Origin of the sequence: Brasilonema octagenarum UFV-OR1, assembly GCF_963888615.1 — a bacterium.
In the GTDB taxonomy this organism is placed as follows: domain Bacteria; phylum Cyanobacteriota; class Cyanobacteriia; order Cyanobacteriales; family Nostocaceae; genus Brasilonema; species Brasilonema sennae.
In genome coordinates, this window is record NZ_CAWPKW010000115.1 from 1 (window position 1) to 11,087 (window position 11,087).

Genomic DNA, 11,087 nt, shown 5'->3' on the forward strand with positions numbered 1-11,087 from the left:
ACACGCTTACGCGTTCGCGTTCGCGCAGCGTGTCGCTTTGCGACTCAGCGTCTCTCAAAGAGATACGCTCGATTCGTGCGCTTGCGCTTACGCAGTCGCCTAGGTCGGGAAAGCCGTGATTCGCGCTGTCTCACCGCCTGTGCGGGTTATTTTATTAAGTCCACGTAGGTGGACTTGGTTTGTGTAGTAGCGATTTATAATCGCCCAATTGTTTCCAAATTTCTCATGTTCGCCCAGCGTGCCCGTAGGGCTTATGATTTAGGATTGCTATAGTACGTCACCCTGGCATCACGCCCGAGGCTTATATCCCTTTCCCCTTCCCTCGGTTATGTAAGACTTTGGAATAGAAGAATTTTTTATTTTTATATGTATAAATAAAAGTAAAAACCATAAGTAAGACGACTTGAAGTTTAGATGAACTTCAGAGTATAACCAGAAACATATTAAGGACTTGAGCAGGAATAATCTCATGAGCACATCACTCAACGCCAAAATCAGTTTGAATGACTTTCAACTTCGGGATGGCATTTATTTTCCTAACGATTACGAACAGTTGAACAGTACTGAACAAAAACAAAGATGGGACGAAATTGGTAAGACGTACTACGGTTCTCAAAAAATTGAACAAGCAGAAGAAACATCACCACTGAAACAAGATTACACTCTTTTAACCGGAAGACCTGGAGGAACTTGGAATAAGTTTCCTATCAATAAGTCTGTGGATTCTATTCTGGAAATTGGCTGTGGGTATGGTCGAATTCCTTTGTTTCTTTCAAAGGACAAAAATTTGAGGTGTCAAAAGTATTATGGCATTGATATCTCGGAGTCTTTATTGCGACGGTTACTCAAGTGTAAGCAAGAATATGATTTTTTCCCTGGAGCAGAGTTTTACATTATTTGTGCTTCTGCTGAATTACTGCCTTTAGAAGATAATTCTGTAGACTTGATTATTTCTAACTGTGTATTTATGCATATACCAGAAGCACAGATTAGAAACCTCTTGGTTGAAGTATCTCGTGTACTCAAGCCAGGTGGAACTTTCGTCTTCAATCATTCTTTCCACAACAAGTCTTGTCCTTCTCATATAATTCATAATTTAGTCAGAAGGTTAAACCCAAAACAGAACTCAGTTTATCTCAAGCAATATTCATCTGCAGAAATAAATGCAATGTTAACTACTTCTGGAATGAAAACTAAGTGTCCACAATACATCGTAGAACCAACACAAGAATATGCAATTTTACCAGAAACCATCAAAGGAATCCAGATACCCTTTGCTAATTCAATTAACAGAAGTCTCAAGCCGTCGGCTGCGATGAAAGAAACTCTAGCTTATGGCTATAGTGCTTACAGTAGTCAACTATAGGAATTCGGTTTGATTTGGTGAACGAACTCGGAGGGGAAGGGAACGCTTAACGCTTAACGCTTAACGCTTAACAGGAAAGAAGAAATAAAGGTGTACCTAGCTTCGTCAAAACTCAAATAGGAATCCTATATTTGATTTGTGTGAAAGTGCCTGCTCAGATTCCCGACAACTTTTAAAGGAGTCGGGAACCTTGTTATTCAGTGGGCTATTTTACCCCCTTTTTAACTCTGTCGCCGCAGGCGGGGGATGTTATCCGATCCCAAGCATCTAATCCTACTAACCCTGGAAGTAATTGTACTTGTCCACCACAGACAAGTCCGAAAAAACCAAAAGCAAGATAAATTGCTCTCTAGTATAATTAGGTAGTGACCCAAGTGCCTTGTATCAGGTGTGTCTACCAAAACTTTGCTCAGGACATCCGGAATACGGTTGTTTCGTTTTGTATATTAATTTTATTACTATAGATATTGGAATACTTCCCTTCAACAGGGATTGCCTTGTTATCTTTAGGGTTAAGAGTGTTATTTTGGTACAACAGAAGTGTTGAGGAATAGCAACACGATGCTGCAAACGCAACAGGTTATACATAATCGCTATCAACTGAAAGAAAAGCTGGGTGAAGGTGCAGGTCGTCAAACTTGGTTAGCACTGGATTTGTCAACACAAGACGATATTGTGGTCAAACTGTTGACCTTTAGCGACCAGATGCAGTGGGAGAGTTTGAAACTCTTTGAGCGAGAAGCACAAGTTTTAAAACAGTTGAACCATCCTCGCATTCCTGACTATCGTAATTATTTTTGCATTGATGACCAGTTACTCTACTTTGGGTTAGTTCAAGAATATATTCCTGGTACATCACTCAAGCAATTACTCACTAAAGGTCAAGTGTTTGCAGAACCAGAAGTTCGTAAAATTGCTGCTCAGATTCTAAAAATTCTGATTTATTTGCATGGTTTGAGTCCTCCTGTGCTGCATCGGGACGTTAAGCCTAGCAATGTGCTAGTAGGTAAAGATTCTGGTATTTATTTGGTTGATTTTGGTGCAGTACAAGACCGCGCTGCAAGAGAAGGTGCTACTTTTACAGTGGTGGGAACTTATGGCTATGCACCACTCGAACAGTTTGGCGGAAGAGCAACTCCAGCATCTGATCTCTATGCTTTGGGAGCAACATTGATTCATTTGCTGACGGGTATTTCTCCAGCAGATTTGCCTCAGAAAGATTCTCGCTTGCAGTTTGCTCACCTTGTCAGGCTCAATCCTGGGTTTGTCCGTTGGTTAGAGCAACTGACTGAGCCTAATCTTGAAAGACGCTTTAGTAGCGCTCAACAAGCACTTGACGCTCTTAGGGCTAATCAAAATGCGATCAAAATTGCTAGTCCACGACTCCCGGAAAGTTGCATTTGGGTGGACAAATCACCAAGGCGCTTGCAGATTCAACTTCATGTCCCTTGGTACAAGGTAATATCTACCCCAAGAAATTGGCTTGTACTGACGGGGTTGGGACTTTGGTTATTTTGGCTGTCGATGCTGATCAGCGGTTGGGTTTATTTGTTTTGGTTGGCAGGTAGTCTTGTATTGGGGGCTTGGTTTCTATTACCTGTGTTTGCCCAAACCAATATCAACTTCGATCATCAGCAATTTGAAATTGAAGTGAAATTATTAGGTTTTTGCATCAAACGACAGCGAGGAAATGTCTTAGAGATTGATAATGTTTTTAAAAGTGACTCTGGCGGCTATGGTAACAAGAAAATTCCTGAGGTAACTTTGGCTGTTGGTGTCGAAGAGTATTCATTTGGAAGATTGAAACCACCTCTTTCTCATCAGGTATGCCGTTGGCTCGTAGATGAAATCAAGCATTGGTTGGGACTTTAGATTTTAAGCTTTTGGTTATGGCAGAAGGTGGACAAGTTCTTTGCATTCGCGAGGCGACTCCCCAGGAGTCTCGTTATCAACTTAAAGAAAAATTAGGGCAAGATGCTAGTCGTCAAACTTGGTTAGCAGTAGATTTGCATACACAGCCTCAAGAACAAGTGGTTGTCAAACTGCTTGCTCTGAGTCCGCAGATGCAGTGGGATGAACATAAGCTGTTTGAACGTGAAGCTCAAGTGCTGAAAAATCTCAATCATCCCCGAATTCCCAAGTATCGGGATGACTTTGTTTTGGAAAAGCAACCTGGCTCAAGATTTCCCTGGTTTGGGTTAGTGCACAGTTACGTTCCCGGAACATCATTCCAGCAACTGCTGAATCGGGGGCATCGGTTTTCTGAGTCACAGGTGGAAAAGATCGCAACAGAAATTTTGAGCATTCTTGTTTACCTGCACGAACTCAACCCTCCTGTGTTGCACAGAGATATCAAACCCAGCAATTTAATTTGGGGTGAGGATGAGCGCGTTTACCTGGTTGACTTTGGCGCAGTGCAAGATCAAGCGGTGTTAGAAGGTGCGACTTTTACAGTTGTAGGAACCTACGGTTATGTACCAATGGAACAGTTTGCAGGTCGTGCTGTTCCCGCTTCTGACTTGTATGCTGTAGGTACAACCTTAATTCATCTCCTCACCGGAACGCCTCCTGCTGATTTACCATACCAGAACTCCCGCATTCAGTTTGCTGATAAAGTAAGTGTCGATTTGGGTTTTGTGAATTGGATTGGTAAACTGACAGAACCAAATGTTACAGAGCGACTGAGTTCTGCACGCCAAGCCCTAGATACGCTCAAGAATAGACACGCACTCACCCCACCACTCACTAGCCGTAAGCCCACAGGTAGTCTAGTTCAAATCAAAAAGTCTGCTCACAAAATAGAAATTAAAATCCCCAGACGCGGAAGAAAAACATTTAAATTATTCTATCTTCTAGGCTTAATTATTCCTTTCGTTTGGCAAATACCACAGTGGTTTAATTTACTTTCAACCGGACTTATCTACCATTCGATATTGTATATTCTGCCTCTTTTAGCATTAGTGTTTGTCCTATTCCAAGCAACAGTGCTACCTGCTTTTAGACATACAGATATGTACTTTGATCGTGAAGATTTTGAGATTCGCTGGAAGTTATTTGGTTTATCTTATTGGCGGTATCGAGGAAAAACTCCACTGATTTGTAGAGTGTATGAAGAGATAGTTCAACAGGGTTCTGCACCTCGGGGCGTGACAATTGAATATTCTGATAAACAGAAGCTCACCTCTAGTCCTTTAGCAACTGTGGAACGCCATTGGTTAATTGACGAGATTAAGGATTGGTTGAAATTAAATCAGTGAACAGTAAACAGTGAACAGTGAACACAACGACCACGCTCAGTGGATCGCAGTGAACAGTAACAACTGATAAGTAGCTCAACCTAATTAAACGTAAAATGTCATTGCGTTAGCGTAGCGGGCAAGGGAGGGCATACGGAACGTAGTGGAGGGAAGCAATCGCAAGAATCGTATTTTATATTTTTTATGTTGACCTACTTAACTGATAACTGATAACTGGTAACTGATAACTAAGGAGAATCCGTCCTAAGCAAGTGGGCTGTAACTTGAGCTTTAGCTAGTTCTATAATAAGTCGCTGAGCTTGATGCTTATAAAGTGGTACATGTAATGTTTCTGGTAAGTTTTTCATCACTGTTCTCGCTGTGTTGAGACTGCATCCCGAAATGCGAACAAGAACATTCGCCCCCTCAAATTGTGCTTCCTCTGTCAAAGCTTTTGTAATATGTACTTGCCAGGTTTTTGATGTGGCGATCGCAGATCCCTGCTCAATCCGCTGTAGACCATCGCTTGTTGCTAACACTACCATGCGATCTGCGCTCCGCGCAGCAGCGAAGCTATCGCCCACAACTAAACTAATATCCTCAGAAGGCATAAGCTTAGGCATTTCTGTTTCTTTTTGGTAAAGAATTGGAATAACTCCATAGCCATAAGCAACTTCAGATAGCAGTAAGCCATTGAGCGTATCACCTGCTTCAATTTGGTATTCTGTGACCAAGATAGTTTTGTGATCAACGCGGAATAGATTAATAATATTTTCCCCAAATGCAGCCCCAGCAAAAGCTTCAGCGACTACAGCATAGACACACAAAACTTGAGCATTCGGCAAGAGTTCAGCCAAATTGTCACTTAAACTAAGACCTGTGGTGCGGATAACCAAATTGCTTTCTGGATTTGCATCATAAGCCATTAAGCTGACTTCCAAATTCAGCATCTCATCATCAGTTACCACAACGACACTTTTTGCTGTCTGAAGATTTGCCTTGGAAAGAGACCTCTTTAACGAACCAGTTATGAGTGGCATCTCTGGTAGAATTGTCATGTCAAAGTCTGTGTTTAGGGTGATGCCAACAAGTGGTTGGTTGAATTCTTGTAAAATCTCCACAATTCCCTGACCCATCCGACCGAGTCCCACCACGACGACATGGTCTTTTTGAGGAACGGGTGGACGTCGTTTATTCAACTGAAATCTGGCAGCTAAAAGTCTTTCTGTCAAAAAACTATAGAATATCCCCACAAGGATTGTACCAGTGATTGTCATTCCCAAGCTAATGAACCGCAACCAAAAGGGAACAGGAAGTGTGAAATTGAACCCACCAAACAAATCACCAAATCCCCCGAGAAGTAGCATCATTGAGGTAAAAAAGGCGTCTATCAAGCTGATTTGGGGATAGCTTAACTGATACAAAACCGTTCCCAATAGCAATAAAAAACTGACAATCACTCCACAGATAATACCTAACTGCTTAAATCGATTTTCGTCAGATTTTCGCAAAAATGTGATAAATTGCTGCTTAATAGTTAACCAGTTAAGGTGTTTTAGTGTTGTTAATAAGTGCCAAGGATTATACCAGGTATTTCTTACCAGTTTCTTAGAATTAGTAGAAGTTGGTTTTATAGTCTCAATATAAACAATCGTATCTCCCGGCATCAGACGTGTATCTGGCTCCCATTCATGGAAAGCTTTGGATAAAGAAGTTGCACCAGATGTGTGATAGAGAATCCGACGCTTGTGAGTATTCAGTTCGTACAAGGTAGAGTTGTTGCACCAACGGTCTGTTGGTGATAAAGTACGTTTGACAACTTGCAGCCACTGTCCTTGTAAGTGAAATAATCCTAATGTCTCTGTACCAAGAGCAGCAAGAGCAAAAGCTGGCGCAGGTAGTTGAGTTGGTTCAAAGGCAACAAAATTCCCTAAATGTTGACTCAATAATTCATTGAGATTTTTTTTAGATGAACGAACAATTAAGCGGGTTTTGGGATTAAGTTTCCGCACCGCTAAAGCTGTCTCTGCATTCACTTGCTCATTACTAGTGACTATGATGGCAGCTCGACACTGTTGGATTTTAGCTTGCTCTAGAACACTGATTTGACGACAGTCACCAACAAGTAAATTATCTAATAAATCTGGAAGGTGAGAAAATTCCCAGTCTTGGGGCAGGTTCTTGTCAATAGCAATCACGCTGACTTCAAACTGTTTGAGGGCGACAACACAATGTTGACCTAAACTCCCCAATCCGCAAACTAAAAACTGATCTAAGAGCACCTGAGGCTGTACCACGTGATGCACCTGTATTACTGGTTGTTAATATGTATTTACAATTATGGACTACTAATTTATAGATATTAATTACTGTGCGTAGAGAAATTCCCATATCTGCTAAAAATTTTATGATGCTTGTTTTTCAGCATTTGTGAAAGAATAAACCCGCTCTTGAGTCAACCAAGCAGCATAAAGCAGAGATTGGCGAATATCCTCTGGTTCTAAATCAGGGTATTCTTCTAAAATTTCCTCTACGGGTTTCCCATTCGCCACCAAATTGACAACTAACGAAACAGGAATTCTCATTCCACGTTCGCGTCAGCGTTGCGAAGCAATATACAAGCTTGTCCAGCCATGATGCGGGCATCGAAGGTAATTCTGTCTAAACCTAACATAAATCAACTCTCCAAAATACGTCGTCTAAACTAAATTTAATTCCTTGCCTGACCAGAAAAATCTTGAGTCGTGTAGTAGTGTAGGGTGGGCACTGCTAGTTAGATCCTGCCAACCATATAAGGGTTTTAGTGGCAGTGCCCACCTATGTGTGTTTCTAAAACTAACATAAATCAACTCTTAATACCTCGTCTAAACTAAATTTAGTTGCTTGCCTAACCAGTTCGCAAAACTGGAATGATACAAACTATAAAAGATTTCTTCTCCTCTGATTTCCTCATATAAAAATTCCAGCCAATTTTCCAGCACTTTTTCTACTTCGTATTCATCTTCATCAACCATTTGGGCGATTAATTCTACTGAAAGGGGTTGCACAAGCTGTGCTAGACATTTTAATACACGATTACCAACTGAAGACAAACCTTTACCCTTAATGCGCTGGTAATGATTTTTGTAATACGCTTTTAATCCTGGAGGGAGTGGTTCAAATTGGAAGGGTATGGCTAACGCCACGCTTGGGCTATCGGGATAAAAGCCTTGGGAGATTGCTTTTAAGATGTGGTTGAGATACATGAAATTGTTTTCGCTCTTGACTGTTAGCTGTTGTGTGAGCTGTTGGCAGAATTCTTGTTCACTTGTAGAGACGTTACATGTAACGTCTCTACAATTGGTTATCCACCCAGAGTTTTTAAAAAAGGAGGGTGTGAGTGAAATATATTGTTGTATATAGGTCTGCACATCTTCTCGGTTTTGTTCGGAATATGCTTCTAAATCCAAAATTTGAGCAGGAGTTTCGATTAATAAACCAGATTTTTCGCTCTTGAAGGGGCGACGGGTGAGGAGAAAATAAACTCGCTCTGGGAGATATCTAGGAAGGTAAAATAGATTTGAGTCTGGAGATTGGTTGTTGAGGTCGATTTGATCGCACCCATCAATAGCAATAATCAAACGCTGATCTGGTTCTAGTAAATCGCTCACTTTCTGAAGTAAAAGTGAGAAAAACCAACTTCCCTCGGTAGCGTGATCAGGAAGCGACACATTTGTATCCCCCATTTTCCCTATTAACTGAGTGCAAACAGTTATGAGAAATTCCGTACTCAAATTTTTTCCTTCAACTTCCGCACTGTAATAAACAACAGAAGGATTGTCCATCACATACTTGGCGAGGATGGCACTTTTGCCACTGCCAGGTGTGCCCACAATGGTAAAGTAACCACAGGGTTGGTCGTTGAGGAAGTCGGTAATGGCAGTAAAGGCAAATTCACGACCAACAAAATTGCAGCTTTTCTCGTGAATCAGTTGCTGGAATTCTTTTTGGGAAGCAGTTGGGGGGCGAGGTGTGATATTCATAAACCTGCTTCTAACTGGAGGAAATGAATCTGTCCTGAACTATCCCCTGCCGTAATTGTCATGCCATCCGGTGCAACAGCACAACAATATACTGAATTATCAGCAGTAAAATTGGTAATAACTTTACCATCAGCCAAGTCCCAAACTTTGAGAGTCCCATAGGAAGCAGAAATCACCCGCTTGCCGTCTGGGGTGAGGGCGAGTGCGTTTACCCAGTGGTTATGACCTGTGAGAGTACGAAGCAAACGCCCACCGGGAGGAGTTAAGCTAGGTGTCAGGGGACGCAACCAAGGATCATCTTGCCACTGCTTTGCCTGTGCTAATAATGCCTGAATCTCAGGTTGGGGAAAAGACAGCAACCGCCCTAATAATTGCCCTGCCAGTAGCGTGTGATCCTTAGCTAAAATATGCGCTGATAGACGCAGCGTTCCTTGAATCCGTTTCAGCGTTTCTACTTCATGGGAGTTATCGTCTGAGTGAGTTGCCACCTTTGACGAGTCAATCAAATCGTAATCTGTAATCAGCGCTTGCACTCCAAATTCAGGACGCTTAATCTTGGCTTCTAAATAGTCGAAATCAGTCAAAGTTTGGTAGCACTCTGCAAATTTCCCCGACTTCACGTAACTTTTTACGGCACTGCTCAGATATGCGTTCTGGAACGAGAGAGGTTTTGCAGCTAATTTCTCGGCAAGTTTCCCCATCTTACGCCATCTCCCTGATATAATATTCAGCAATTTTTTGGTTAACTTCGTCAAATAGTTTCCGGGTTTTCTTCAGATCCCGTTTGCCTTTCAGGAAGTCAAGGAAACTTGTATGGTAGATGCTATAACAGGTTTCTTTATCTACTTTTTGGTCTTTCAAATACTCAACCCACTGCTCCAAAACCTTTTCCACCTCATATTCATCCTGGTTGGTAATTTTTGCCATCATCTCACAGGGAATAGGCGTACTAATTTCCACTAAAATAAATAGAATAATCACCATCTTTTCCTTAGGTTCTGTATCCATACCCATTCTCCTCCAATGGGTTTGATAGTATTCCTCAAGACCTTTAGGAAATTTTTCTAAGGATAGGTCGTTGTATTCTCCTTGAGCAATTCCTGGCAAGAGATGATACAAATACATAAAGTTATTTTCACTTTTTTCAGCTACCTGCTCAACAAAAGTGAAAGCAGCTATTTGACGCTCTGCTATCCACTTCCTAAGACTATCTTTAGTTTTGAGATTTTCTTGGATACAGAACCAAATATAATTTTCAATATCCTTACGGCTCAAATCTCCATATTCCGGATTTCTTAAATCTAACTCCTCTTCAGGAACTCCTTGAGTGTATAAGCGCTTGTTATCTGCAATATAAGGTCGTCTCGTCAACAATAAATAAACTTTATTGGGGAGTGTCGTCGGTAAATTCAAAAGATTTTTATCTTGGTCTTCTTGCTTTACCTCATCAAGCGCATCAACAACAATTACAAGGCGTTCGTCATCTAACAGATTATCGCTGACTTTTTGAAGCAAAGTTTGTAAATTATCATCTTTAGCATTCTGCAACCAATAACGATTAATAAGCTGTTGACGAATACGTTCCAAAAACAACTCAGGTCTATTGCGACCTTCAGAGCGAATATTGAAATAGCAAGGAAATTTCTGATCCCAAATAAACTTAGCCGCTATCGTGCTTTTTCCCATCCCTGCATCTCCCACGATAGTAAAGTAACCGTTAGAGTTACGGGAAACAAACTGTTGTATTTTATCAAAAACAAATTCTCGACCGCGAAATGACTCTATTTTTTGCTGTATTAATGCTTGGAACTCTTTTGGATAAAGCGAATATTCTGAAAATTTAGTAGAATCTGAATCACTTAAAACTTTTAGAGGAGATTTAGTCCATTTCGTAACTTGAGTGTAAACACTAGAAAATTTTTGAATCTCTGCTCTCAGGTCAAGCTTTTTTTCTCCAAACTCACGCCACAACCCCCTGCGAATAATAAAATCTTTTGCTAGTTTTAAAAATTTTGCTAAGTCATTAGCATTATATTTTTCTACAAAAGTCTTTTTTATCTCGTCTTCACCCAACAAATCTATCATCAGCTGCATTCCTTGAAACTCCTGATAATACTTGACGATACTCCAAGCATAAATAGCATCAGGTTTTTCCGGAGGCTGAGTCGGGTCTAGTCCCCATTTCTGTAATTCTTTAATAAGATTTGGATAGTTCTGAGCTTGTGTGCGGAGTTGACCAAGAGCATCAGCAATCTTGGGTAGCTGCCCAATAAGTTCTGTAAAGATCATAATAAATGGTTGTGTAATAAATGACTGGATATTAGCTACAAATACGATACCAGTCTTTCCAGAAAATATTTACTCAGATCTTGCACCTCCACCTGAGCACACCTTGAACTGAAGTTCAAGGCTAATAAACCAAGTCCGTTAAAACGGACTAAAAAACTTACTCAGTCCGTTTTA

General features: G+C 40.9%; 8 protein-coding genes. 3 read left to right on the forward strand and 5 right to left on the reverse strand.

The window, feature by feature from the left end:
- Positions 1 to 469 precede the first annotated feature (469 nt).
- The 3 genes from AC5590_RS08785 (at position 470) to AC5590_RS08795 (ending at position 4,623) form a co-directional block, all read left to right on the forward strand.
- Complete coding sequence (locus AC5590_RS08785) at positions 470 to 1,366, forward strand: class I SAM-dependent methyltransferase (protein ID WP_169268509.1); 897 nt, start codon at positions 470 to 472, stop codon at positions 1,364 to 1,366.
- A 561-nt stretch (positions 1,367 to 1,927) separates the two neighbouring features.
- Positions 1,928 to 3,238: a serine/threonine protein kinase gene (locus tag AC5590_RS08790; protein WP_169268510.1), complete on the forward strand. Its 1,311-nt coding sequence runs from the start codon at positions 1,928 to 1,930 to the stop codon at positions 3,236 to 3,238.
- 17 nt (positions 3,239 to 3,255) lie between these two features.
- On the forward strand, positions 3,256 to 4,623 hold the full coding sequence (locus tag AC5590_RS08795; RefSeq protein WP_169268511.1) for a serine/threonine protein kinase: 1,368 nt from the start codon (positions 3,256 to 3,258) through the stop codon (positions 4,621 to 4,623).
- Positions 4,624 to 4,850: 227 nt separating this feature from the next.
- Here AC5590_RS08795 and AC5590_RS08800 read toward each other — a convergent pair whose 3' ends face one another.
- The 5 genes from AC5590_RS08800 to AC5590_RS08820 form a co-directional block, all read right to left on the reverse strand.
- On the reverse strand, positions 4,851 to 6,899 hold the full coding sequence (locus tag AC5590_RS08800) for a potassium channel family protein (protein WP_348982778.1): 2,049 nt from the start codon (positions 6,897 to 6,899) through the stop codon (positions 4,851 to 4,853).
- 108 nt (positions 6,900 to 7,007) lie between these two features.
- Positions 7,008 to 7,187, reverse strand: coding sequence for a DUF433 domain-containing protein (locus tag AC5590_RS08805; protein ID WP_370460852.1), 180 nt, complete (start codon positions 7,185 to 7,187; stop codon positions 7,008 to 7,010).
- Positions 7,188 to 7,466: 279 nt separating this feature from the next.
- Complete coding sequence (locus AC5590_RS08810) at positions 7,467 to 8,624, reverse strand: AAA family ATPase (RefSeq protein WP_169268512.1); 1,158 nt, start codon at positions 8,622 to 8,624, stop codon at positions 7,467 to 7,469.
- A complete protein-coding gene (locus tag AC5590_RS08815) occupies positions 8,621 to 9,325 on the reverse strand; it encodes a WD40 repeat domain-containing protein (protein WP_169268513.1) in 705 nt (234 codons plus the stop codon). The genes AC5590_RS08810 and AC5590_RS08815 overlap by 4 nt, the downstream gene beginning before the upstream one ends.
- Before the next feature lies 1 nt (position 9,326).
- The gene (locus AC5590_RS08820) at positions 9,327 to 10,913 is read right to left on the reverse strand and encodes an NACHT domain-containing protein (protein ID WP_441293684.1); all 1,587 of its coding nucleotides are present in this window, start codon (positions 10,911 to 10,913) and stop codon (positions 9,327 to 9,329) included.
- Positions 10,914 to 11,087 lie beyond the last annotated feature (174 nt).